Consider the following 24,793-nt stretch of genomic DNA (forward strand, 5'->3'; position numbering starts at 1 on the left):
CATATATGAGCAATTATTAATCAATGATTCACATAGGCCAGTTGTATCGTTCACTGTTTCAGCAAAGGCTGCGAGCAGCACACGTTAATACACCTCATACGTGAAGCCGGTCTACAAATCCCGCGCTCGGGTGGTAGAGTTAAGGCGTAACCGACAGGGAGCCAGCCAACCTCATGATCACCGACCCGACTGCTTTGACCCCGAGCCAGCTAAAGACCCTCGAGATTGAACTGTTCAATCAGTTCTGCTCGTTTAAACGACGGGGACTGAATCTCGATTTAACGCGCGGCAAGCCCTCTGCCGAACAGTTAACCCTGTCCAATAGTCTGGACGGCATTCTCAGGGGCGACTATCAATCACGCGATGGCATCGATGTGCGCAACTACGGTGGTCTGGAAGGCTTATCAGAATGTCGTGAACTGGGCGCCGCCCTGCTCGGCATGCCAGCAAACCAGGTGCTCGCCGGTGGTCATTCCAGCCTGACGCTGATGCACCAGGCGATGAGTATTGGCTACTACGATGGACTCAGTGGCCCCGGCAGCGCCTGGCGTCTGAACGGGCCAGTCCGGTGGCTCTGCCCGGTGCCAGGCTACGACAGGCATTTCAGCATCTGCGAGCACCTTGGCATCGAGATGATTCCGGTCAGCATGACCGACACCGGCCCGAACATGGACGAAATCGAACACGCCGTTCAACAAGACCCCAGCATCAAAGGTTTGTGGTGCGTACCGCGTTTTTCCAACCCGACCGGCATCGTCTACGACGAACAGACTGTTCAGCGTATCGCCAGGCTCAGCGAGATCGCCGGCGAGCACTTTCGAGTCTTCTGGGATAACGCCTACAGCGTGCACGCACTAGCCGACGATGCCCCCGAACTTGCCAGTCTCTACGAAGCCTGCAGTGACGCGGGCACCGAAGACAGCGTACTGCAGTTCGCATCAACCTCTAAAATCACCTTTGCTGGCGCCGGGGTCGCGTTCCTGGGTGCCAGCCCCACCAACCTGAAACACATAACCGCCTCACTCAGTGCTCTGACCATTGGCCCGGACAAAGTCAACCAACTGCGGCATGCGCGCTTTTTTGAACAACACAACGCCCTCGAAACTCATATGGCTCAGCATGCGGCGGTTCTGAAACCGCGTTTTGAAGCGGTTCACCACCACTTGAAAGACGCCTTTGGCAGCAATCACCTGGGGCACTGGAAAACGGTGAAGGGCGGGTATTTTGTCGCTTTTCATACCCGGCCCGGGCTGGCCAAAACCGTTGTAAAACTCGCCGCAGAAGCGGGCGTTAAACTGACACCGGCCGGTGCCACCCACCCTTATGGCAACGACCCGAACGACACCTGCATTCGAATCGCGCCGTCGGTGCCCAGTGTCGACGACGTCAATGCCGCCATGAACGTTTTCACGCTGTGCGTGGAACTTGCCACCGTGCGACAGGCGCTTGATCTGTGAAGTGGCCTGACTGACCTGAAACCCTTAAATACACCCGGTCAGTTGCTACCCGATGCGCCACATCGACATGCAACCCAGTAAAAACCTGCCAGGGAGCCGAACCATGGAAGCCACAACGCCGCTCATCCCCCGCAAACACCTGTTCAGTAATCCGGAACGCAACGCACCCGTGATCAGCCCTGATGGCCGGTACCTGGTCTGGCAGGCACCGGTCAACGGTGTCATGAACATCTGGCTGGCGCCGAGTGATGATCCAGACGCCGCACGACCGATCACCCATGACATCCATAGGGGTATTCAGTCATGCCACTGGGCTTACAACAGCCGGGCGGTGCTTTACACCCAGGATAAGAACGGCGACGAGAACTGGCATGCCTACGCTGTAGATATCGAAACCGGTGACAGCCGAGACCTGACACCCATCAGCGGGGTGTCGGCGATGTTTACCCAGCTCAGCGAGCGCCACCCTAACCGCGTCGTCATTGGTTTGAACGACCGGGATGAATCACATCACGACCTCTACGTCATTGATGTGCTCACTGCAGAGCGCACCCTACTGGTCGAGAACCCGCGCTTTCAGACCATCATCGTGGATCGGGACTTCCAGGTTCGGCTGGCGGGGGAAGTGGAAGCCGACGGCGCCATACAATGGAATCAATACGATCAGGGCAACTGGCACCCCCTTGAGCGAATTCCTGCAGAAGACGCCATGACCACGAATATCGTCGGCTTCGAATCCGACAGCAATCAATTGCTGATGTTCGACAGCCGGGGGCGTGACACCGCTGCACTGGTTCGCTGGAATCTCGTCACCGGCGAACGCGAAACGCTGCTGGCCGATGACAGGGCAGACATTAGCAAACTGATGATCCAGCCAGGCACGCGCACGTTGCAGGCAGCGGCAGTGGAATACGAACGGCTGGAATGGATGCCTCTGGCCCCGGGCATCGAACACGACCTGGCCTTCCTTAAGACGCTGTGCGACGGCGATTATTCAATCACCTCCAGAACGCTGGATGACCAGCAATGGATCGTTACCTACGCCAACCCGGAACAACCTCGTCACTTCTACCGCTACGATCGCACCCAACGAACGGCTGATCTCCTCTTCACCAGCCGACCACAGCTGGAAGGCGCGCCGTTGTCTTCAATGCACCCGACGATCATTACCGCACGCGACGGGCTTAACCTGGTCAGCTACCTCAGCTTGCCTGAAGAAAGCGACCCGAAACGAACCGGCGTTCCATCGGCGCCGTTGCCCATGGTGCTGCTGGTTCATGGCGGCCCCTGGGGACGCGACAACTACGGGTGGAATGCCTACCACCTCTGGCTAGCCAACCGGGGCTATGCGGTACTCAGTGTCAACTTCCGTGGCTCCAACGGTTTCGGCAAAGCGTTTATCAACGCTGGCGACCGGGAATGGGGCAGGAAGATGCACGATGACCTGATCGATGCCGTTAACTGGGCTGTTGACGGCGGCATCGCCCAGCGTGACAAAGTTGCAATTATGGGCGGTTCCTATGGCGGCTATGCCACCCTGGCAGGTCTGACGTTCACGCCAGAGGTGTTCGCCGGTGGTGTGGACATAGTCGGCCCGTCCAATTTGATTACGTTGCTGGAATCCATCCCGCCCTACTGGGCGCCAATATTCAATATGTTTGCCAACCGTGTGGGCGACCCACGAACTGAATCTGGCCGTGCCTTTCTCAAAGAGCGCTCACCCCTGACTTATGCACACCGAATCTGCAAGCCGCTGCTTATCGGCCAGGGCGCCAACGACCCACGGGTGAAACAACAGGAAGCCGACCAAATAGTCGCCGCAATGAAAAACCAGGGCATACCGGTTACCTATGCTCTCTATCCGGATGAAGGCCACGGCTTCGTGCGCCCGGAAAACAACCTGTCTTTCAACGCCCTGGTCGAAGGCTTCCTCGGTACCATACTCGGCGGCCGGGTCGAACCCATCGGAACGGACCTGCACGATACCAGCTTGCACATTCCCGAAGGCGCAGAAAACATTCAGGGATTAGACCCGAGCCTGATAAATGCCGGATACCCGGAAAACACTTAGACGGGCCGTTTCAATCGCCCGCTGCGAAATGCGCCATCTGATCCGAAATAAAACCGGTACAATCATAAACTGCTATTCTTGGCTCAGTTTCCCTGTTGTTCAGAGGCTCCCTAATTCACTTTTGGAAGGAATTCCCATGAGAACCGTTATTCTGGCCGGTATCAGCTTACTGCTGATCTCAGCCTGCGCTACCAGCCCCACCGGCCGATCCCAGCTGATGCTGATATCGCCGGAAATGGCCATCACTGAGTCCAAACAGGCTTACGTCAGCACGGTTACTGACATAACCAATGAGTTTCAGCTGATGACCGACGAGGCATGGGTTGACCGCATTTCAACGATCACCGGCCGCCTGGTCACCGAGGCGATCAGGAAATACCCGGATTCACAGGAATGGGACTGGAGCGTCGCCATCATCGACGACCCGGACACCCTCAACGCCTGGTGCATGGCCGGCGGGCGAATGGCGATTTACACCGGCATTGTTACCCAGCTCAACCTGACGGATGACGAAATCGCCCAGATCATGGGGCACGAAATCTCCCATGCGCTGGCCAATCATACGGCCGAAAAGATGTCCCGCGCCGTACTGGTGAATACAGGGTTGGCCATCACCTCTCAGGTAACCGACCAGAATGGCTATGTACTGAGCGGCAGCGCCATCGCGGCGCAACTGGCGCTGCAATTGCCCAACAGCCGGGATGCAGAACGTGAGGCAGACGAAATAGGCATAGAACTGGCCATTCGGGCGGGCTACCGACCCGAGGCAGCCGTCTCGCTCTGGCGCAAGATGTCGCAGGCTGGCAGCGGCGGGCCGGAATTTCTAAGCACTCACCCATCACCAGGCAACCGTATGGACACCCTTCAGGACTTGGGTAACACACTGAAGTCCTTGAATCCAACGCAGACAAAATCTGCAGTGCACCCGGTCAGGATTGTGACGGATACTCAGCAACTGTAAATCAGCGAATCGTTGTGGGAGGCATTGCGACAATTGTGCAAGCCTCCCGGGACTCAACAGGCAGTAAGACCCCTTCCGCACTCGCTTCGATTGGCACTAGCGATCAGTACACTACAAGGGATAGCCGTCCTTAATGATGCCGCGACTAAAGCCCCGCACTCCTTCTTTCGCAAACAAAGTATAAAGTTTTGTCTAAACTGCCAGATAACCTGCTCAGAGCCTGACGCTCTTGACCCACCCCTTTTTGGAGCTACCCGGCAATGCTCGGCTTTTCTAACAACGTTCTCACGGCAATCAACAATACCTTTGCCTCTATCGAGTTCAAACTCGATGGCACCATTGTTAAAGCCAATTCGCTTTTTCTGGAAACCATGGGTTACCGGGCTGACGAAGTTGTTGGCAAGCACCACCGGTTGTTTGTAGACCCCGATGAAGCGAACAGCAGGCAGTACGAAGACTTCTGGAAGAACCTTCGGGCAGGCGAGGCACAAACCGCACGGTTCGAGCGAATCACCAAAGACGGCCGCAAGGTTTGGCTGCAGGCTTCCTATACGCCCATTCTGAAAGGTGGCAAAGTAAGCCGGATCATCAAATTTGCCAATGACATTACCAACCAGGTATTGCGTGAATCGGATTACGAGTCAAAGGTTCAGGCCATTCTTCGGTCTCAGGCAGTCATCGAATTCGACCTTTATGGCAACATTCTGGACGTCAATGAGAACTTCCTCGCGGTATTTGGCTATGAAAAGCAGGAGCTGGTCGGCAATCACCACCGCCTGTTCGTCGATGCAGCCTATGCCCAAAGCAAGGATTACAAGGCATTCTGGGAAACCCTGCGCAAAGGTCAGTTTCAGTCCAGCGAGTACCGGCGAATCGCCAAAGATGGGTCGGATGTCTGGATTCAGGCCACCTATAATCCCGTTAAGGACCCAAAGGGCAACGTACTGAAAATCATCAAGTTTGCCAGCGACATCACTGCCGACGTGTTAAAGCGTGAGAATTTCAAACTGTTGTCGCTGGTCGCCAATGAAACCGACAACTCAGTCATCATTACCGACGCCCATGGCCTGATCGATTACGTTAACCCGGGGTTTGAACGCCTTACCGGTTATAGCCTGCAGGACGTCGCTGGCAAGAAGCCGGGGGCACTGCTTCAGGGGCCAGAGACCGACAAGGCAGCGATCGCCCGAATCCGCCAGGCGCTCGACAAGCAAGTGCCCTTTTACGATGAGATATTAAACTACAGCCGCAGTGGTGAACCTTACTGGATATCCCTCTCCATTAATCCAATCTTCGATGACAGTGGCGCCATTGATAAATACATATCCATCCAGGCAAACATAACCTCTGTCAAACAAATGGCCCTCGACTTCAATCGCAAGTTGGCCGCCATCAGTGAAGTATTGCTGCTCGTAGAGCTAACCCCCAACGGTAAACACGCGCACTGGAATGAGTTAGCCAAAACCAAACTGCTGCCCGTCACTTCAGAGGCAGACTTCGCAAGTCTTGTGTTTAATGGATTAACGAAAGAAGAAATTGGGCTTATCGATACCGAAGGGTCGGTTAAAAAGATGGTCAGTGTTGAGCGAAACGGCAAAGCACTGCACCTCGACGCCCGTCTTTGCTGCCTCAGAAACGTGAAACAGGAGGTTGCACAGTACCTCTTGCTTGGGCTTGATATCACAGATCGAAAACAGGCCGTGGGTCAGACGAACGTGGCAATGACCAGTGTGCTGGAGGCCAGCAAACAGATCAGCGCCATTGTCAGTGCCATTAACGGCATTTCCGAACAAACCAACTTGCTGGCACTCAATGCTGCCATTGAAGCAGCGCGTGCAGGCGATGTCGGTCGGGGCTTTGCCGTTGTCGCCGATGAAGTAAGAAGCCTTGCTGCCAACTCAAAGCAATCGAGCACTGAAATAGACAGCCTGGTAAAAGTAACCGTCGGGAAGATTGAGGAATTGGCAGGCTTGCTGTCCAAAATCGACGACTAAGCCTGCATCGATACCATTAACGCTCTCGTCAGTACAATGACTGCTCCGGCCACACATACCAGAGGCTGAAGGCCAGCGGCAATGCGGTAACCAACACCAACACGACCAGCTTAAGCCACCAGCGACTTGCCTCAAGCCGGGCACGAAACAGGCTACCAACCAGCCAGGGCAGCGCGGCGGCCAGCAGAGCCACGGCAGGTACTTCAACCAGGTGGTAGGCCGTCAGTGCGACCCACATCAGCGGCAGCGTCAGGCAGGGCAGCAAGCGTTGCCACAAACGGGGCACTTGCCAGCCGGCAATAAGCGGCGCACCCCGGGCAACCCACCAGCAAACCGCCATCACCACACCCATGGCACCGGCAATTTCAGCAAGCTTGATACTGCCGGCCAGCCCGACAGTCGGTGCCAGCACCGCCACCGGCGCGACCAGAAAACCCGGCATCCAGAAGTCTGTGGTATTCGGCGAGTCTTCCCGGTTATCGGCACCCAAGGCCACCAGTGCAACCGGCACCAGCAGTGCCAGCGCCTGGCTTACCCAGACCACCGGGCCAATTGAACCGGCAAACACCCAAACCACCCAAACACTGATTGGAAGGCCGAGCAGCATCAGCGCCGCACCCTGGCGTCGGCCTAGACTGGCAGCGAGTACGGCCACCAGTGTCATCAGCCAAAGGCCATCCATCGCCGCAGGTTCCAGCAAGTGGTTTAACCGGAAGCCCTGTATCCAGCCAAAGGCACCCAGTATCGCCAGCAACACCCCGACCGCAGGCGCCCAACTCAATCGCAAGCTGGCCGCCGCTGCCGCCAACATGACCAGCAATGGCATTACAACGGTGGGTAGCAGCATGTCACCAATCATGGTCGTAACTCCCGCTGGCCGTTATTGGCGAATACCTTCAATGAAGATCGTCAGTTCGGTTTCATCGGGCACGTTGGGGATGAAATAGTCGATGTCAAAATCACTGCGCATCAGTTCGGTGGTTGCTACGAAGCCCTGACGAAAGCCACCCCAGGGGTCGTCACCTTCACCGATTTTCACGATGTTCATTTCCACTTCGCGGGTTACACCATGCATGGTCATCTCACCCGTCAGCACACCTTCGTCTGCGGTGCCTTCGTAACCGGTGCTGGTAAACTCAATGGTCGGGTACTGGCGAACGTTGAAGAAATCCGGGCTGCGCAGGTGCTCGTCGCGGTCGGTGTGGTTGGTGTCGATGCTGTTAGCCTGAATCTCAATTGATACGGCATTTTCCGACAGGTTGTCGTCAGACCAGGTATAGGAGCCTGAAAATTCGTTAAAGCGGCCGGGCAAACGAGAAACACCCAGGTGGCCGGTTTCGAAAGTGACCGCCGAGTGGGCATGGTCAATCTGGTAATTGGCGGCCAGTGCCGAGGCACTGATCATTGAGACGGAAATGGCCGCCAGCGTCAGGGACAAAGTTTTCATGATCGCTTCCTTGTAGAGGGTGAGACAGAATAGAGCCCGCCACTCTACTGAGTCACTCGCATGCTGTAATCCACTGTAATTGAAAATGGCTTTTTCGAATTTGGAAAACAGTGACCCCAGTTATACTTTGATGTATAGAAAGCATAAGGACACCAACATCAAATCCAAAACCGGGTACCATGACCGGTTAGGTCAGAAGAAGCAGCCCGTTGATGGACCGATTGGACGCCCTGCGGGTGTTTTGCGCCGTAGTCGAACACAGTAGTTTTTCCCGCGCTGCGACGGAGTTGAACATATCGGTCGCCAAAACCAGCAAGCTGATCCAGTCGCTGGAACAGGCCCTGAACACCAGCCTGTTGCGTCGCAATACCCGGCGCATCACCCTGACCGAAGCCGGTGAACGCTACTACCACGACGTTGTGCCGCTGCTGGAGGAGATGGCTAACATCGATGCCCGCGTCGAACGCATGACCACCACCATCACCGGCACTCTGCGCATGACCATGCCGCTCGACTTCGGGCGCCGGCTGATCATGCCACTGATCCCCGATTTCAAACGGACCTACCCCGACCTAGAGCTGGACATTGAACTGTCGGATCGTCACGCCGATCTGGTTGCCGAAGGCTTCGACCTGGGCCTGCGCGTTGCCGACCTCAAAGACAGCAGCCTGATCGCCAAACCGCTCGGCACCTATCGCATGAAGTGCGCAGCCTCACCGGAATACCTGGCCCGCCACCCAGCCATCAACACGCCCGAAGATCTGGAAGCGCACCCCTGCCTGACCTACTCACTGAGCGCCCAACCCTGCAACTGGACCCTGATACGCGGCGAAGCAGAAGCCCGGGTCAGGGTTCGGTCGGCTCTGCAGTTGAACAACGGCGATTTGCTGGCCCAGGCAGCCTGTCAGCACCTCGGGGTTCTTTACCAGCCCGATTTCATCATCAGCACCTACCTGGACTCCGGCGCGTTGACGCCCATCCTAACCGACTGGCAAGACCGGATGGTCCATGCCTGGCTGGTCTACCCGGCCCGAAAATACCTGCCGATGAAAGTGCAGGCGATGCTCGGTTTTCTGAAAGCCCGCCTCTCGGATCAATGACCGTTTACACACCGCAGCGGGAAACCGGGTTTTCAGTCGTGTCGCTTCACTGACACCGGCATGATGCGATGAATGATGTCCGCATGGCGATTCAGCCGATCCACCAGCGGCTGCGAGCCAGTCGTTACGGAACGTCCACACTTGCATGCAGTGTCAAGTAGATAAGGGCAAGTGTTGCCGGCTCCTTAGCAAAGCATCGATCGAGGTCAATAATCCGTGAGTAGTTAGGGTATATGTGCAGTTTTCTACACACAGACGCTAAAGCGGTTGTTGCCTTACAGCACTGTTGAGTATTGTATCGGGGAATAAAAACAACAAAGACCTGTAGTACGTTACCCGGAGACTGCTTTGGGGTCCGAACGCTGACAGGTCATCACTGCGAGGCCATTCATGTCGAATGATCAGTATTACGATAGCAAGCCCTGGGAAAGCCATTACCGGGCAGCCCGGTCCGAGGCCGGTAACAACACAGCCAGTCAACACAAGCACGACAATCTACCCGCCCTGATACAAACGGCCAGCCAGACCTACAGCGAACACCTGGCGTTCACAACCTGCATGCCAAACGGCATGAACGGCCGGCTTACCTACGCTGAAGTTGATGAAATGTCAGATGCCTTTGCCGTCTATTTGCGCGAATGCATCAAGCTTGAAGCCGGCACCCGGGTTGCGGTGCAAATGCCCAACTGCCTGACCTTGCCAGTGGTCGCCTTCGGCATTCTCAAAGCCGGTTGCATACTGGTGAACGTCAACCCGCTCTACACCAAGCGGGAAATGGAGCACCAGTTCAACGACAGTGGTGCCCAGGCGCTGGTCATCGTCGATATGTTCGTCGATAAACTCGACGCCATCCTGGCGAAAACCGCCATCAAACAAGTGGTCATCACCTCCGTTGCCCAGTGGTTTCCCCCGGTAGTTAGGGGTGTGCTCAAAGCCGTACTGAAATACTGGAACCGGGCGATACCCCGCCATCAGGTCAAAGCCGACGACATCAACCTGGCCCTCAAAAAAGGCCGCGAAGCAAAAGCACAGGCAAGCCTCGACGTTCGCCAATACTGGGAACATCTGACTCGCTCAGACACCGCACTGCTGCAGTACACGGGCGGAACTACCGGGGTCAGCAAAGGGGCTGAGCTGACGCACGGCAACCTGATCAGCAACCTGGAACAGGTCGATTCCGTGGTTCAGGGGCACATCGAACCCGGCAGGGAATGCATTCTGACCGCCTTGCCGATGTACCACATCTTTGCGTTCACGGTGAATTTGCTGGCCTTCTACCACAAGGGGGCACACAACGTTTTGGTGCCCAGTCCCCGGCCCATCCAGAATTGCCAGCGCGCTTTCGATAATTACCCGATTTCGGCTATCTCGGGGGTCAATACCCTCTATAACGCACTGCTGAACGAAGAATGGTTTACCGTCTACCCGCCCAAAACCATGAAGGTAGCCATGGCAGGCGGTACCGCGCTGCACCAAGCGGTCGCCGAGCGTTGGCGCACCATAGTCGGCAGCCCCATCTCTGAAGGCTATGGCCTAACCGAAACCGCACCCGTCATTTGTTTCAACCCGATCGGCCAGGAACGCCCCAACAGCATCGGCATCCCCGCACCCGATACCGAGGTGCGCATCGTCGATGAACAGGGAGCCACCGTACCTGTCGGCGACCCCGGCGAAATCATCGTCCGAGGCCCCCAGGTCATGAAAGGTTACTGGAACCGCCCGCAGGATACCGCCGACTCCGTCAGGGACGGCTGGTTCTATACCGGCGACATCGGCGTGATGACCGAAGACGGTCACTTCAGTATTGTCGATCGCAAGAAAGACATGATTCTGGTCAGCGGCTTTAACGTCTACCCGAATGAAATCGAAGACTGCATCGCCCGCATCCCCCAGGTGCAGGAATCAGCGGTGATTGGCGTCGCCGACGACCAAACGGGTGAAGCGGTACAGGCGTTTGTGGTGTTGCGCGAAGAGGGCATTACCGAGCGCGACATCATCGCCCACTGCAAGCAGGAACTCGCGGCCTATAAAGTGCCCCGAAAAGTCGTCTTCTGGGATGAGTTGCCTAAAACGCCGGTCGGCAAGGTACTCAGAAAAGAAGTCCGCGCCGCCGTCATACAACAATAATAGCTACTCAGTCGGAGCACAGAACATGCTTAGTCCATTGGAAGAAAGTTTACTGTCGGTCATGATGGTCATCATCATGTTTGGCATGGGGTCATCACTCACCTTTAAAGATTTCCGCCTGGCTTTGCGTCACCCGCAAGCAGTGGGGGTAGGTTTTGCCTCTCAGTACTTGCTGATGCCGCTGATCGCCTTTGTGTTGTCACGGGTACTGAATTTAACGGTTGAACAAACGGTAGGCCTGGTGCTTATCGGCTGCATGCCGGGCGGTACCACCTCCAACATTTTTGCGTATTTTTCAAAGAGCTTGCTCAGCCTGAGCATTATGATGACCATTTGCTCCACCCTGGCCGGCTTTGTGATGGTGCCCCTGTTAATGGAGTTTTATACCCAGGGCATTGATGATGCGTTTCGCATACCGCCAGACCAGATCGCGCGCTTATTGTTTGTGTTGCTGATTCCCACCCTGATCGGCATGTGGCTGCGCCGTAAAAATTCCAACATCGGCGCCGTTATCGAACTGATGGGCGGAATTCTCGGGGCCATCGTCATCATCTTTCTCGTGATCACCTGGGTACCCAGAAACTGGCGCTTGCTGGTCGAAACCAACTGGGAAGTGTATGCCGCGGTGATATTAATCGGGCTCATTGGCTTCACCTTCGGCTATATATTCTCCCGCGTGCTCAGACTGAACCCGCAAAAAGCCAGAACGGTATCGCTGGAAACCGGCATCCAGAATGGTCCGCTGGCGGCGCTGATCGTCATCATGACGTTCGCCGACGAAACCCAGCAACTCATCCTGCTGATACCCGTTATGTACTCCCTGTTTATCGTGATCAACTCCACAATCGCCACCGTCTTCTACCGTCGCTGGACCCGGCGTGAAGAACTGGAACGAGACCAGGCCAAAGTCGAACCTGCCTAAAGCATCCCCTTCCTGTCACACCTTGCGGCTAACCGTCGCAAGGTGTTGCTCTGAATACATCGCTTGTTTTCCAACACCCGGTTGAGCCATGCGGTTGGCTGCAAACATCTGACTGCGGCTTATTGATCCAACAAATACGGTGTTTGAACACCACAAGGCACCCGATCACCAATCAACCAGCTGTAAAATTTTAGATCCGAAAAAGTTGACTGCGATTGGCTCACACTTAGACTTCCAGGCGCCACTCAACAACAAGGATTTCTCATGCAGGCGCCCGGTGCAATTCGCCACGGCTGGACAGTCGCCGAGGTAGGTGAGCTTTTCGCACTGCCGTTCAATGATCTGCTGTTTCAGGCGCAGAGCGTTCACCGCCAGTATTTCGACCCCAATCGCGTACAAGTCAGTACCTTATTGTCGATAAAAACAGGCGCCTGCCCGGAAGATTGCAAATATTGCCCGCAAAGCGCTCGCTACAATACCGGGCTAAAAAAAGAACGGCTGATGGACGTAGAAACCGTGCTGCAACGGGCGAAGGAAGCCAAACACAATGGCGCCACCCGCTTTTGCATGGGCGCAGCCTGGCGCAACCCTCACGACAGAGACATGCCCGCTGTTATCGGGATGATCAGTGGGGTTAAAGCACTGGGCCTGGAAACCTGCATGACACTGGGCATGCTCAGCCCCCAGCAAGCCGCAATGTTGAAAGACGCCGGGCTCGATTACTACAACCACAACCTCGATACGTCACCAGACTATTACGCCGACATCATCAGCACCCGCACCTACCAGAACCGACTGGATACGCTGGAACAAGTGCGCCAGGCCGGCATGAAGGTGTGTTCAGGCGGCATTATTGGCATGGGTGAAAGCGCCAGCGACCGGGCCGGGTTGCTGGTGCAACTGGCCAACCTGGAGCCGCACCCTGAAAGCGTACCCATCAACAAACTGGTCAGAGTAGCGGGAACACCACTGGAACAGGTCGAAGACCTCGATGAGTTTGAATTTATCCGCACCATTGCCGTAGCCCGCATCATGATGCCCACCAGCCACGTACGGCTCTCCGCCGGCCGTGAAGCCATGAACGAACAGATGCAGGCGCTGTGCTTTTTGGCCGGTGCCAATTCACTATTTTACGGCTGCAAGCTACTGACAACCGCCAACCCCGAAGAAGACGCCGATGCCCGTCTGTTCAATAAACTCGGCATCAACACCGAACACAACCACGACGCCAACCATAAAGAGCAGGAAGCCGACGCAGTGAATGCGTTGAATCGCCAAACAACCAATGCCTTGTTTTATGATGCCAGCTCCAGATCCTAGCTAGGGAGCCTCTGAATAACCAATGGGCAAACCATCACCGCACCGCAGTCGCCGCCTTCCCCAAAAGTTCCGCTCACCAACGCCCGAATGTTTCTCCAAATAGCGGGTCAACCGTGCGCAGGTGAATACAGGTACAGGGCAGTCTTTTGATATACTCCTGCCCCTATTCCCCCATGCCAATTTGCTACAATGGCCTCAACAAGGACACTCCCCATGAACAGGATTACAAAAACTTTCTGCGTCAGCCTGGCAACTTTTCTCACGCCAGCCGTTCTGGCCGACACCTTTGTGTTCACCGCCATCCCCGATCAGGACGAACGCCAGTTAACCGAACGGTTTGGCAAGATCGCGGACTATCTGGAACAGCAATTGGAGGTCGACGTTCAATACATTCCGGTTAAAAGCTATTCTGCCGCCGTCAGCGCGTTTCGCAGTGACCAGGTGCAAATGGCCTGGTTTGGCGGCTTAACCGGCGTGCAGGCCCGACAGTTGGTGCCGGGCAGTCAGGCCATTGCGCAGGGCGAGGAAGACACCGCCTTTAAGTCCTATTTCATCGCCCACGAAAGCACGGGCCTGGCACCGGCCGACACATTAACCGATGCCTTGCGCGGCAAAAGCTTCACCTTTGGCTCCAAAGGCTCTACTTCAGGCCGGTTAATGCCGGAGTTCTACCTGCGCGAGCAGTTCGATGAAGCGCCGGAAACCCTGTTCAGCCGGGTCGGCTTCTCCGGTGATCATTCACGCACCATTGCCTTGGTCGAATCGGGTGCCTACGACGTAGGCGCGGTGAACTACGCCGTTTGGGACGCCGCTGTAGAAGCGGGTGAGCTGGATACCGACGTCATGCAAATCATTTGGGAAACCCCGGCTTATCCGGATTACCAGTGGACCATCCGCGGTAATGCCGACGCCCGTTTCGGAGACGGCTTCACCCAACGCGTGCAACAAGCACTGCTGGATATGACCGACCCGGACCTGCTCGCAGCCTTCCCGCGCAGCGGTTTCATTCCCGCAACCAATGCGGATTACGCGCCCATTCAAGCGACCGCAATATCCATCGGCATCATGGACACCCAGTGACCGGTTTTCGACTCCAACAGGCCGCGCTGACGGTAAGCGGCCGCCCTGTGTTGCACGACCTGGATCTCAACATCCGGTCGGGTGAAAGGGTGGCGCTGCTGGGGGAGTCCGGCGCGGGCAAGACCACTCTGTTGCGAGCGCTGCGCGAGCAGCAAACGAGCCAGGTGGCCTGGTGCCCGCAACAGCCCGGCCTGGTGCCGGTACTGTCTGTCTTTCACAACCTCTATATGGGCCGGCTCGACCACTATGCCACAGCCTATAACCTTCTGAACCTGATTCGCCCGACACCGGCTCGCCGTCGTGACATTGCTGAACTGGCCAACCGGCTCGGCCTGGGCGAGCGGTTATGGACACCGGTGGAACAATTGTCCGGCGGCCAGCAAAGCCGTGTGAATCTGGGAAGGGCACTGTACCAGCAACGCCCCGTCTTTATTGGCGACGAACCGGTGTCGGCGATTGACGAACGCCAGGGCGACGACTTGCTTGCGCTGGTGTGCGAACAACACGAAACCGTTGTGCTCGCCTTGCACAATGTTGAACAGGCGCTGACACACTGCAATCGCATCATTGGCATTCGCGATGGCCGCGTGGCATTCGACCGCCCGAGCGACCAGCTAACCAGTAGCGACATCAAACCGCTCTATCCGTCAGACGTTTCATGACCACTCGCCCTCTGCCCCGCGATACCGGTGCCATGCGCCGCACCATCGGCCTGTTCGTTCTACTGGCACTCTTATGCCTGCCCTGGGCCGACATCGCGATTCATACTCTGGCTCCCGGGCGGGAACTGGGGCGGCTGGCGCAGGGTTTGCTGTGGCCGCAATGGCCAATGGCCCGCACCCTGGGCGAGGCCATCGCGGCCACTCTGGCTTTCGCGTTTCAAGGGGTAGCATTGGGCGCCGTCGCCGGCTTCGGGCTGGCACTGATCTATCGGCGGCGTGCGGTTCGCTGGCTCGCGGCGTCTTTGCGCGCCGTGCATGAACTGTTCTGGGCATTGCTGTTCATTCAATTGTTCGGGCTGAGCGCCCTGGCCGGCGTGCTGGCCATTGCCGTGCCCTACGCCGGGATCTTCGCCAAGGTCTACGGTGAGCTGTTCGAAGAGACCGACCCGGCCCCGCGCCAGGCATTACCAGCCAACGCCAGCCGCCTGTCGAGCCTGATGTTCACCACCCTGCCCCAGGCCTGGCCCAACCTCGCCGCCTATACCCGTTACCGGTTGGAATGCGGCATTCGCAGCTCCGCCGTTCTCGGCTTCATCGGCCTGCCAACGCTGGGCTACCATCTGGAAAGTTTGCTGCGCCAGGGCTTTTACGCAGAAGCAGCGCCGTTTTTCTACGCGCTGCTGATTCTGATTGCGACCCAGCATCGCTGGTGCCGTGGCTGGATGATTCCCGCCTTGCTCCTGGCAGCCCTGTGGTGGCTGCCGCCAGTCGCGCCAGTAAACGCCAGCCTGATCTGGCAGTTTCTGACCTACGACATCGTGCCCGCACCACTGCGCAGCGGCGTCGATGCATGGCCCTGGTTGGCCGACCTGTGGCAAAGCCAGCTTTGGCCGGGACTGGTCAACACCCTGGTGCTGGCAATACTCTCGCTGGTGGTGATGGGGCTGCTCGGCGTAATGCTGTTCCCGTCCGTTTCGCGATTGTTTGGTAACCGCTGGACGCGTGGCCTGAGCCACGGTGTTCTGGTCGTGCTGCGCTCGCTGCCGGAATACCTGCTGGCTTTTATCGCTCTGATTCTGCTGGGCCCCAGCATGTTACCTGCCATCATCGCGCTCGGCCTGCACAACGGCGCCATCATCGCTCACTTGATCGGCCAGTACAGCAACACCCTAATACTGCGCGACGATGCCGCCCGCGGCGTGAACCGTTACTTTTTTGAAGTGCTACCGCGCCAGTTCCGTCTGTTCCTCGCGTTCTCACTTTACCGCTTCGAAACCGTCATCCGCGAGACCGCGATTCTCGGCATGCTCGGCATTCCCACCCTTGGTTTCTTTATCGATTCCGCCTTTGCCGAATTCCGTTTCGACCGGGCCGTCATGCTGCTTGTCGCCAGCGCCATTCTGAACATCGGCGTCGATGGTTTCGCGCGGCGGATACGGCGACGGTTGCATTTGCAGCAGCAAGTACAGGTGTGCTGAGAACACAACCTCTGTGAGGATGTAAGCGGCGGATTAACGTTACTTGGAGTCCAGCAATTCTCGCAAGGCAACCGGCAAAACGCTTCGCACTTTCACGGTAAGACTCTGCTCATTCTTCTGCCACAGAACACCCAGATAGATGATCGCCAGGCCAATCGCCGTTAGCGCAATCGGAAACAGCAGGCTGTCTTCAAACACCGAGTGGGCGAGGTACCCGAGATAAAAGCTACCGCCCAGCGCACCAAATACCACAAAAACCCTGCGCACCAGCATCACACCCAGGCCCATCATTAACAGGTTAATGCCAAAATACAGCAGTTTCGACAACTCGCTGTCAGAATTCTGTGCGGTCAGGCCACCCCAGAACGTCAACACACCGAACAGGTAAAGCCAGAACGCGTAATCCGCCGAATGCCTGGCCCGAATGTCCACCCAGAACGCCAGGCCCAGCATCAGCAAACCAAAATACAGCGATACCAGCGACCGCAATTCAAAATCGGGCCGCTCACCCACCAGCATGGCCGCAAGATCCATCGATAAGTACCACAGAGTGAAGGCGATCGGCAAAACCAGAAAGGGGTATTTGTAGAGGCGGGCAATGATGACACCACTGGCAAGCGTACCGAGCTCCATATATAGCCAATGCCACTTAATGTACCGGTGGTAATCACGGTACTCACTGCCTTCGGGCCAGACACCCAACCCTTGCTGAAGCCCATAGATGAACAGCGGTGTGAGAAACACCGCGAAGGTGGCACATATACCCGCTGGAATGGCATATCCTTGCTTTTGAAACCGGTTGGCAAGCAGTAACCCACCTGCCGCATAGAGAAAAGAGATACACACAATGCCCCAGCCACCAAAGGCTTCCCAGCCAAGGCCCATAAACAACGTCATAGCGCCAATGGCAATGAGCCCGCCAAGGTAGTAGAGCACATGGGTCAGGCTGAAGCTTGGACCAACCTCCGGTCGGGCTTGCAGAAACGCCAGCAACCGCGAGGATTGCTCCTGCGAGAGAATGCCTTCGGCTACGGCCGCGTCCATTGCGCTTTTTGTTATTTTCATTCGGTTATTTCCTTGTTTTGGCTAGATCAGCAAGCCATCTGAACTGGCCTGTCACCTGCCCTATTATTTTCGTCATTCGCACTTGACCTAAAGTTAACATGAGGAATTAGCATGGCCGTACTCAAATCAAACACAGCAACTATGAGGAAGCAGCCATGTGGACCCTTCAACTCCTGAACGTCATCAGATCATGGTATCAGCGCGCCAGGTGGTTAAAACACCAGCGGGCCATGCGCCTGGACATGGCTCACCTGAGCGATCACCTTAAAAAGGACATTGGGCTGAACAACCTTGGCGCGGTGCCTTTACTGACCTGGCACGATACGCCAGAAGCAACACAGACTGCGCCAACCAGGGGGCACCCGACTGGAACCCCAACGTTTAGGCGGCTGCCGGAATAAGTGGGCATCCACATCCAATTAATCACCCAAGGACTAACAGCTATTGAGGAACCTTTAACCGGAATGCAGGGCAGGCATCGCGCTCAAAAACGCCGATGTTAATTACTGGTAAACGGTAAGGCTGAGCCAATGGCAATAAACAGCCCGCCACAGACCTGATTAAACCGCTTACCAACCCGGGCCAGCCAGGGTCTAATGGTAAAAGCCAATCGCGCCAGCCCGTACTCGACAAAGAACTCACCCACGGCAAAGGTCAGCGCCATAATCACGAACTGCTGTAACAGGGCCGCATTCGGGTCCAGAAACTGCGGTAGAAAAGCACCAAAGAACAACAGCACCTTGGGATTCGACACAGCGGCCAACAAGCCTTGCCGGAACAATGTAGCGCCAGATACCCATTTCAATTCCGAAACATACCCGACCTGAGGCGGAGGTGAGCGCCAGACCTGGATGCCCAGCCACACCAGATACACAGCCCCTACCCATTTCAACACCATCAGCGCATGGGCTGAGGCCTGCAATAATAGGCCGATACCAAACATCGACAAGGCAATGGCGATAATAAAACCAAGTGTGCCGCCGCTGATGGTAAACAGAGACCGTCGATGGCCATAAAGCGCGCCATGGGTCAGCGCGAGCAGGCTATTGGGCCCGGGTGTTAACGACAACCCAATGACCGCAACCAGATAAATCAACCAGATGTCCAGCGCCATGAAAGCCCCCTCACTGACCAAAAAACCACTATGAAGGCTGTCCGGGTTGCTGTCTACTGTGAACGCACAACCGACGCACCCATCTCACTCTATCCACTCAAGCTATCAATGCCCTGGCTGTGATAGCCACTCATATGAACGTTCTAAGAACAGTGGTTCGAGTGACAAACACCGGTTTAGCTGCTTACCTAGTTGAACGGCATCTCTCTGTGAAGCAAGTGACAGCCATATTCAATAAGAGACACCAATAAGGAATACCTGGGATGGCTACCAAAAAGCAGACACCCGCCTACACCATCCGCGATGCGACCGAGGCGGATTTACCCAAGCTTGTGGATTTTCTCAAAAAGCTTGCGCTTCATGTAACCGGGGGGCCAGAGCTGGAACTCAAGGAGTCGGAATACCAGCGGCTGCTCGAGGTGCTAGAAGCGGCACTGGCCTCGCCCGACAAACGCGTCGTCGTTGCCGAGCAGCCCGGTGTGGGGTTGATCGGTATGGGGGATGTTACTGTCTGGTCTAGTCAGAGTATCTGGGAACAGGCGACGGTAGCAGAATACCGGTCTGCTATTCTCGACGACATCTGGGTTGAGCCGGAGTTTCGCAAAGCCGGTATCTTCAAGGCACTGCTGCGCAGCCTGGTTGATTTTGCCGACGAGCAGGGGGCGCACGATCTAATGCTGGAGTACTCATCGTCCAACAAAGAAGCCAAATCAGCCTGGACACGGCTTGGTTTTGTAACAACCGGTGTTCGCGCTGCGGCATTCACCCACAAGGTGAAGGAAGCTCTGACATGACAGCCCTGGTGCAGAACGCAAACCAAGCAATCACCGGACAATTCCTGGAAGAGGTGACGATCTGATGTCTAGCCGAACGGTTAACGTTTTCTATGATGAGATAATGCTTGGCCACAACCCGGAAGTCGATGTGCCCTATCTACCCAGCCGGGTTGAAAAGCGCGTCAGAACCATCCTGAGCGGGCTCGACTTCAAATGGAGCTATCCCGAACACCCCGGCCGCATTTCTGCCGTAAAAACCTACCTCGATGAGCACCCGATTCGCGGCGTTCATGTTCGCACCGGCCCGAAGGCCAGCTACAAACAACTGGCTCGCGTTCATACCAGCGCCTACCTGGACTATCTGTTCTCGTTAACTGGTAAAAACGCCTGGCTCGATTCAGACACCACCGCCGTCTCGCCCGACAGCATCGACGCCGCCGTCATGGCCGCCGGCCTCGCCATCGCGGCGGTAGAGTCGGTCGTTCACGGCAAAGCCGACAGCGCCTTCGCCCTGGTTCGCCCTCCGGGCCACCACGCCGAGCCGGTACGCGCCCGTGGCTTCTGCCTGATCAACAACGTCGCCGTAGCGGCCGCACATGCCCACGCCAAACTCGGTTGCGAGCGCATTCTGATCATCGATTGGGATGCGCACCACGGCAACGGCACCCAGGATATTTTCTGGGCTGATCCCAGCGTGCTGTTTTTCGATACTCATTGTGCCGCACCCTTTTATCCGGGTTCCGGCCATCTGGAAGAAGTAGGCGCTGGTTTGGGGGAAGGCTACACCATCAATGTGCCATTGCCCGAATCGGCCGGCGACGTCGCCTTTGAGAAAGCCTTCCGGGACATCCTTGTCCCCGCTGCTGAACGCTACCAACCCGACCTGATACTGGTATCGGCAGGGTTCGATCCGCACCGGAACGATATGGCACTGAACCTGACCTACGACGGGTTCAAGGTGATCACCAGCATCGTGCAGGGCATCGCCGATGCACATTGCAAAGGCAAACTGGCGTTCGTGCTCGAAGGCGGCTACAACCTGACCTCGTTATCAAAAGGCGTTCACGCCGTCCTGGATGTTTTGACGGGCGGTGATGTGCCCGAAATCAGTGAGACGGGCATCAAAGAGGTGGAGACCGCAGCGGCCTATCATCGCTCAGCCTTCACGGACGACGAATAGGCGCTGACCTGTCAGTTTGGCCAGGGCGTTCATCTCATCGCCCGCCTTATTGCTGCATCCTCCAAGCCTTACCGAGAGCCATCGCAGAACCGGTGCGTACAAATGCTGCCTACGTGACGTCAGTGCGCATACGGATCACGACAACACCACTTCCTCACCGGCGTCACCCGGGTCGTCGGCTTGTTGCAACAACCCGGCGTAAACGGCGTTTTTCGCCAGCAACTGCTCATGGTTACCCTGCTCGACAACACGCCCCTGCTCAAGCACGAGAATGGTATCGCTGTGCCGGATCGTACTCAGGCGGTGTGCAATGGCGATCACGGTCCGTTCTTTAAACAGTCGGCTGATCGCCCGTTGAATCAGGTTTTCGGTCACCGAATCGACGGAGCTGGTCGCTTCGTCAAGCATTATCACCTGGCCGCCCTGGGCGACAGCCCGGGCAAAGGAAATCAATTGCGTCTGACCAGCACTGAGGTTGCCGCCATTGCCGTCCAGCTCCATGTCATACCCGCCGGGCAGTGTTTTGATAAAGCCATCGGCATACACATAGCGTGCAGCTTCGTGTATCTGTTCACGGTCTACCGAGGGTTTACCGAGGCCAATGTTGAAGGCAATGCTTTCGTCGAACAGGTACACATCCTGCTGCATCAGAGAAAACAGCGGCATGGCGTCTTCGATCGACAGGGACGACAGTTCGATGCCGTTGAGCAGAATGCTGCCTTCGTAATCCTGGTAGACTTTTGAGATCAACCTCAGAATCGTCGACTTACCGGATCCGGTCGTGCCTACCAACGCCAGCTGATGGCCCTTTTCCAGCCGAAAGGAGACGTTTCTTAGAACCCAGGGCGCATCGTTGGCGTAACGGAAGGACACATCCCGAAACTCCAGCGACTCGAAGGTCTGCAACCGGTCGCCCATGGTGTCTTGGCTGATGAGGTCACGGCCGTCTTCCTCCAGCGGCTCCTGAAAGAGTTCGTCGATGTGATCGAACGCGGCGAACGACCGCTGAATGGCGGCAATCTGCCCGGTGAAATCACGCAGCGGTACGAAGACTTTTTCCATGTTGTTAATGAAGGCGATCAGCACACCGAGCGTCACCGCCTCCTGCACCACCTTGCCGGAGCCGTACCAGATGATCAGACCAATGGTGATGGTGGTCACACCGGTAATCACCGAAAACAGCACGGCATCGTATTTGTTCGACTTCAACTGAGCCTGCAAAAACGACTGGGTATAGTCGGCATAGCGTCGTTCAACTTCCTCTTCGGCGCCGTACAACTGCACGGTCTTGACGCCCAGCAGACACTCCTGCAAAAAACCGGTGCCCTTGGCCAGAGCGCTGCGGGTAATCTGATACATGCTGCGCAGTTTGTCGCGAATCAGTTTGGTGATGTAGAGCACCGGCGGAAAGACGGTCAGCACGATCAGCGTCAGCTTCCAGTCGATGACCAGCATCAGGATGATCAACGCGATGGTGTTGATCAGGTCCCGCACCATCGACAGAACACCCATGACGAAGGAATCGGAAATGGCTTCCAGGTCACCAGTCAGACGCGACAGGGTGACGCCGGTTGGTGTCCGGTCGAAATAGGTTCGAGGCAATTTCAGAATGCGCCGGAACAGCAACATGCGGATATCAAACAGCGTGAACTGCCCGGTTTTGCGCAGGAAGAACGAATAGCAGGAATCGGCGATGTAGTTGACGACCACCACAGCAACCATCAGCCCGATCAGCAGAGGCAAGCCTTCGAATTCGCCGACGGATAAATAGTCGTCAATAATCTTAATGGTCAACCACGGAAACAGCAGGTTGCTCGCGATGGACAGCGGTAACATCGCGACGCCGATCAGCCCCCAGGTTTTGTAAGGTTTCGCAAATTGCACAAAGCGGCGAATGTAGCTGATGTCGAGTCCCTTGATCATGCGCTTTCCTCCACATCGTGCTGCTGCAGTTCCCAGGTTTCCCGGTAGTAGTCGCTGCTGTCGAGCAATTGCTCATGGGTACCCCGGGCAATGATCTCCCCGTTATGCAGCACCAGAATCTTGTCCAGATTTTCCAGAGCGCTGATGCGATGCGACACCACCAGCACCGACTGCTGCCCGATGCGATTGAACAAGCCGCCGAGGATTTTACGCTCCGTCTCGTAATCCACGGCAGAGAGCACATTGTCCATGATGATCAGGTCGGCCGGGCTGAGCAGTGCCCGCGCGATACTCAGGCGCTGCTTCTGGCCGCCGGAGAGCATAATGCCTTTCTCGCCCACCAGGGTCTGGTCGCCGTCCTGAAAGCGCGAGATGTCGTCGCTCAACTGGCTCAGCGCCAGTACCTCGTCGATCTGATGTTTGTCGACCGGCTGCCCATCGGTTCCGAAACGGACATTGGCTTCTACCGTATCAGAGAACAGATAGGGCTCCTGAGTAATGGTTCGCACAGCCCCCCGCCACTGTCGTCGCGGCAGTCGGGCAATGTCTTCGTCGCCCCAGAAAACATGCCCTTCAGGTACATCAAGGTGATGGTTAATGCAATTGACCAGCGTCGTTTTCCCGGAGCCGATGCTGCCCAGCACACCGACCTTTTTACCGGGCCCGATATCGAAGCTGATGTCTTTCAGCGCCAGGGTATCCTGCCCCGGGTAGGCGAAGTTCAGATGGCGGACACTGAGTGTCCGCCCGGCCGACGCCGCTGGCTGAGGTGGCGTACGATCCGTCTCGGGTATCTCGGCATTCAAAATAGACTGAACACTTTCGATGCTGACCATCCCCATCTGATAGACCACGGCAATCCGGCCCAACTGCGCCAGTGGCAACGCCAACAGCGCGGAATACGACAGGAAGGCGGTCATTTCCCCCAGCGTCAGCCCCTGTTGCAGAACCATGTAACCCCCGAACCCGAGAATCACAACCTTCATCAAGTCGTTGGCGTAATCCAGCAACGGCAGAATGAATGTCTGTATCCGGGTCACTCGCATAATGGTATCCAGCAGGCGGCCGTTGACCTGCTCGATTTCGGCCAACACCCAGGGGCCCATCTGCTGGTTCTTGATCAGGTCGATGCCGGAGAGGTAGTTCATCAACTGTTCGGAAAGCCGTTGCAACCGTTGCATTCGCTCGGCCTGGTACTTGCGCATTCGCATAAAGCCCTGGTTAAAGGCAATAAACGCCAGCGCCACCGGAATGACCGAATACAGCATCAGCGAGGGCGAAATACGCCACATCCAGATCGGGGTCAACGTCAGCGCGAAGATCACATTCACGGTCTGCAGGAAACCAATGCCGTAGAACAGCCGGATGCCGTTCATGTCATTGTTGATGATCGAAATCAGTTTGCCGGACTGAAACTGCTGATGATAGGCGTTGGGTAATCTGTTCAGTCGAAAAAACAGGTCGTTCTTCAATGTCGCTTCTGTAATCCGCCCCGGGTTCAGTGAATACATCCGCGACAGGATGCGCACACCGACCATGATCAGCGAAAAGGCAACCACCCACAGAACGTATTCGTTCAAATTGCTGCGGGCCGCCTGGTCGGCTTTGCCAAGCAGATCGATGGCCTGCTGAATGTAGCGCGGAATCTCGACCTGCAGCCAATTGACCACGAAAATACAAACCACAGCAATCAGGTACGACCACTTATTCAGCAAGAAATAGTGAAGAAGGAACTGGCGTTTAGTCATCGGCTTTCTCAGGCGTGCTGCAGGCAGGAGGTTCGGAGGCATGGGCGGGCGGCTCGATGCCGTATTCGTTTTGACAGGCACGGATAATGGCGTGGCGAACATCGCATTGCTGTTCGAGTGCGTCGAGCAACCAAACCGGCAGGCGAACCGGCCGTGTTTTGATGCCGGGTTTACGGCCACAGCCGGGCCGGGCACCACCGCGGCTGCAGCAGCCGTCTGGCTTGTCGGTCGAATCTGGCAAGGGGAACTCCGGGGAAGTTTTGAAAAGTGTACACTTTTCATTTTGAAAGTACAGCCCGGCTTTGACGGCCTGACCCTCCCCAGCGCTTGAGCCAACCCAGTGTTTGGGCTTTACTGTGCGCCGATAA

General features: G+C 56.4%; 20 protein-coding genes. 13 read left to right on the forward strand and 7 right to left on the reverse strand.

Going from position 1 to position 24,793, the window contains the following annotated elements; genetic code table 11:
• The first annotated feature begins 173 nt into the window (after nucleotides 1–173).
• From ACHUE7_RS17385 to ACHUE7_RS17400, 4 genes are all read left to right on the forward strand, one after another.
• Nucleotides 174–1,457, forward strand: a complete 1,284-nt coding sequence (locus ACHUE7_RS17385; RefSeq protein WP_394171148.1) for an aspartate aminotransferase type Ic — start codon at nucleotides 174–176, stop codon at nucleotides 1,455–1,457.
• A 103-nt stretch (nucleotides 1,458–1,560) separates the two neighbouring features.
• The gene (locus ACHUE7_RS17390; protein WP_394171149.1) at nucleotides 1,561–3,528 is read left to right on the forward strand and encodes a S9 family peptidase; all 1,968 of its coding nucleotides are present in this window, start codon (nucleotides 1,561–1,563) and stop codon (nucleotides 3,526–3,528) included.
• A gap of 136 nt (nucleotides 3,529–3,664) precedes the next feature.
• Nucleotides 3,665–4,489 (forward strand): M48 family metallopeptidase, encoded by an 825-nt coding sequence (locus ACHUE7_RS17395; RefSeq protein WP_394171150.1) that lies wholly within the window; start codon nucleotides 3,665–3,667, stop codon nucleotides 4,487–4,489.
• A 260-nt stretch (nucleotides 4,490–4,749) separates the two neighbouring features.
• The gene (locus ACHUE7_RS17400; protein ID WP_394171151.1) at nucleotides 4,750–6,483 is read left to right on the forward strand and encodes a methyl-accepting chemotaxis protein; all 1,734 of its coding nucleotides are present in this window, start codon (nucleotides 4,750–4,752) and stop codon (nucleotides 6,481–6,483) included.
• 28 nt (nucleotides 6,484–6,511) lie between these two features.
• On the opposite strand, the gene ACHUE7_RS17405 is transcribed toward ACHUE7_RS17400, so the two are convergent.
• On the reverse strand, nucleotides 6,512–7,342 hold the full coding sequence (locus ACHUE7_RS17405) for a hypothetical protein (RefSeq protein ID WP_394171152.1): 831 nt from the start codon (nucleotides 7,340–7,342) through the stop codon (nucleotides 6,512–6,514).
• 21 nt (nucleotides 7,343–7,363) lie between these two features.
• Nucleotides 7,364–7,930: a YceI family protein gene (locus ACHUE7_RS17410; RefSeq protein ID WP_348473829.1), complete on the reverse strand. Its 567-nt coding sequence runs from the start codon at nucleotides 7,928–7,930 to the stop codon at nucleotides 7,364–7,366.
• Nucleotides 7,931–8,142: 212 nt separating this feature from the next.
• Here ACHUE7_RS17410 and ACHUE7_RS17415 point away from each other — a divergent pair, with 212 nt between their 5' ends.
• The 7 genes from ACHUE7_RS17415 to ACHUE7_RS17445 all read left to right on the forward strand — a co-directional run bounded on the left by ACHUE7_RS17415 (nucleotide 8,143) and on the right by ACHUE7_RS17445 (nucleotide 16,619).
• A complete protein-coding gene (locus ACHUE7_RS17415) occupies nucleotides 8,143–9,030 on the forward strand; it encodes a LysR family transcriptional regulator (RefSeq protein WP_394171153.1) in 888 nt (295 codons plus the stop codon).
• 390 nt (nucleotides 9,031–9,420) lie between these two features.
• Entirely contained in the window at nucleotides 9,421–11,157 is a 1,737-nt protein-coding gene (locus ACHUE7_RS17420; protein WP_394171154.1) for an AMP-binding protein, read from the forward strand.
• A gap of 25 nt (nucleotides 11,158–11,182) precedes the next feature.
• Nucleotides 11,183–12,079: a bile acid:sodium symporter family protein gene (locus tag ACHUE7_RS17425; protein ID WP_394171155.1), complete on the forward strand. Its 897-nt coding sequence runs from the start codon at nucleotides 11,183–11,185 to the stop codon at nucleotides 12,077–12,079.
• Between the two features lie 264 nt (nucleotides 12,080–12,343).
• The gene (bioB, locus tag ACHUE7_RS17430; RefSeq protein WP_394171156.1) at nucleotides 12,344–13,399 is read left to right on the forward strand and encodes a biotin synthase BioB; all 1,056 of its coding nucleotides are present in this window, start codon (nucleotides 12,344–12,346) and stop codon (nucleotides 13,397–13,399) included.
• Nucleotides 13,400–13,612: 213 nt separating this feature from the next.
• Nucleotides 13,613–14,479: a putative selenate ABC transporter substrate-binding protein gene (locus tag ACHUE7_RS17435; protein ID WP_394171157.1), complete on the forward strand. Its 867-nt coding sequence runs from the start codon at nucleotides 13,613–13,615 to the stop codon at nucleotides 14,477–14,479.
• Nucleotides 14,476–15,141 carry an ATP-binding cassette domain-containing protein gene (locus tag ACHUE7_RS17440; RefSeq protein WP_394171158.1) on the forward strand — a complete coding sequence of 222 codons (666 nt, stop codon included), beginning with the start codon at nucleotides 14,476–14,478 and terminating at the stop codon, nucleotides 15,139–15,141. The genes ACHUE7_RS17435 and ACHUE7_RS17440 overlap by 4 nt, the downstream gene beginning before the upstream one ends.
• On the forward strand, nucleotides 15,138–16,619 hold the full coding sequence (locus tag ACHUE7_RS17445; RefSeq protein ID WP_394171159.1) for a PhnE/PtxC family ABC transporter permease: 1,482 nt from the start codon (nucleotides 15,138–15,140) through the stop codon (nucleotides 16,617–16,619). The genes ACHUE7_RS17440 and ACHUE7_RS17445 overlap by 4 nt, the downstream gene beginning before the upstream one ends.
• 39 nt (nucleotides 16,620–16,658) lie before the next feature.
• Here ACHUE7_RS17445 and ACHUE7_RS17450 read toward each other — a convergent pair whose 3' ends face one another.
• Together ACHUE7_RS17450 and ACHUE7_RS17455 are read right to left on the reverse strand one after the other, a co-directional pair.
• Entirely contained in the window at nucleotides 16,659–17,684 is a 1,026-nt protein-coding gene (locus tag ACHUE7_RS17450) for a DUF2157 domain-containing protein (RefSeq protein WP_394171160.1), read from the reverse strand.
• A gap of 499 nt (nucleotides 17,685–18,183) precedes the next feature.
• On the reverse strand, nucleotides 18,184–18,798 hold the full coding sequence (locus ACHUE7_RS17455) for a LysE family translocator (protein WP_394171161.1): 615 nt from the start codon (nucleotides 18,796–18,798) through the stop codon (nucleotides 18,184–18,186).
• A gap of 263 nt (nucleotides 18,799–19,061) precedes the next feature.
• Here ACHUE7_RS17455 and ACHUE7_RS17460 point away from each other — a divergent pair, with 263 nt between their 5' ends.
• Both ACHUE7_RS17460 and ACHUE7_RS17465 read left to right on the forward strand, forming a co-directional pair.
• Nucleotides 19,062–19,592 carry a GNAT family N-acetyltransferase gene (locus ACHUE7_RS17460; RefSeq protein ID WP_394171162.1) on the forward strand — a complete coding sequence of 177 codons (531 nt, stop codon included), beginning with the start codon at nucleotides 19,062–19,064 and terminating at the stop codon, nucleotides 19,590–19,592.
• Between the two features lie 64 nt (nucleotides 19,593–19,656).
• Nucleotides 19,657–20,754 (forward strand): histone deacetylase family protein, encoded by a 1,098-nt coding sequence (locus ACHUE7_RS17465; RefSeq protein ID WP_394171163.1) that lies wholly within the window; start codon nucleotides 19,657–19,659, stop codon nucleotides 20,752–20,754.
• 135 nt (nucleotides 20,755–20,889) lie between these two features.
• On the opposite strand, the gene ACHUE7_RS17470 is transcribed toward ACHUE7_RS17465, so the two are convergent.
• Genes ACHUE7_RS17470 through ACHUE7_RS17480 form a run of 3 tightly spaced genes read right to left on the reverse strand, consistent with a single transcriptional unit; the run spans nucleotide 20,890 to nucleotide 24,666 of the window.
• Nucleotides 20,890–22,677: an ABC transporter ATP-binding protein gene (locus tag ACHUE7_RS17470; RefSeq protein ID WP_394171164.1), complete on the reverse strand. Its 1,788-nt coding sequence runs from the start codon at nucleotides 22,675–22,677 to the stop codon at nucleotides 20,890–20,892.
• Nucleotides 22,674–24,425, reverse strand: coding sequence for an ABC transporter ATP-binding protein (locus tag ACHUE7_RS17475; protein WP_394171165.1), 1,752 nt, complete (start codon nucleotides 24,423–24,425; stop codon nucleotides 22,674–22,676). Before ACHUE7_RS17475 ends, ACHUE7_RS17470 begins: the two co-directional genes overlap by 4 nt.
• Entirely contained in the window at nucleotides 24,418–24,666 is a 249-nt protein-coding gene (locus ACHUE7_RS17480) for a hypothetical protein (protein WP_394171166.1), read from the reverse strand. The genes ACHUE7_RS17475 and ACHUE7_RS17480 overlap by 8 nt, the downstream gene beginning before the upstream one ends.
• Nucleotides 24,667–24,793 lie beyond the last annotated feature (127 nt).

This window comes from Saccharospirillum alexandrii, from assembly GCF_043641555.1.
In the GTDB taxonomy this organism is placed as follows: Bacteria; Pseudomonadota; Gammaproteobacteria; order Pseudomonadales; family Natronospirillaceae; genus Saccharospirillum; species Saccharospirillum alexandrii_A.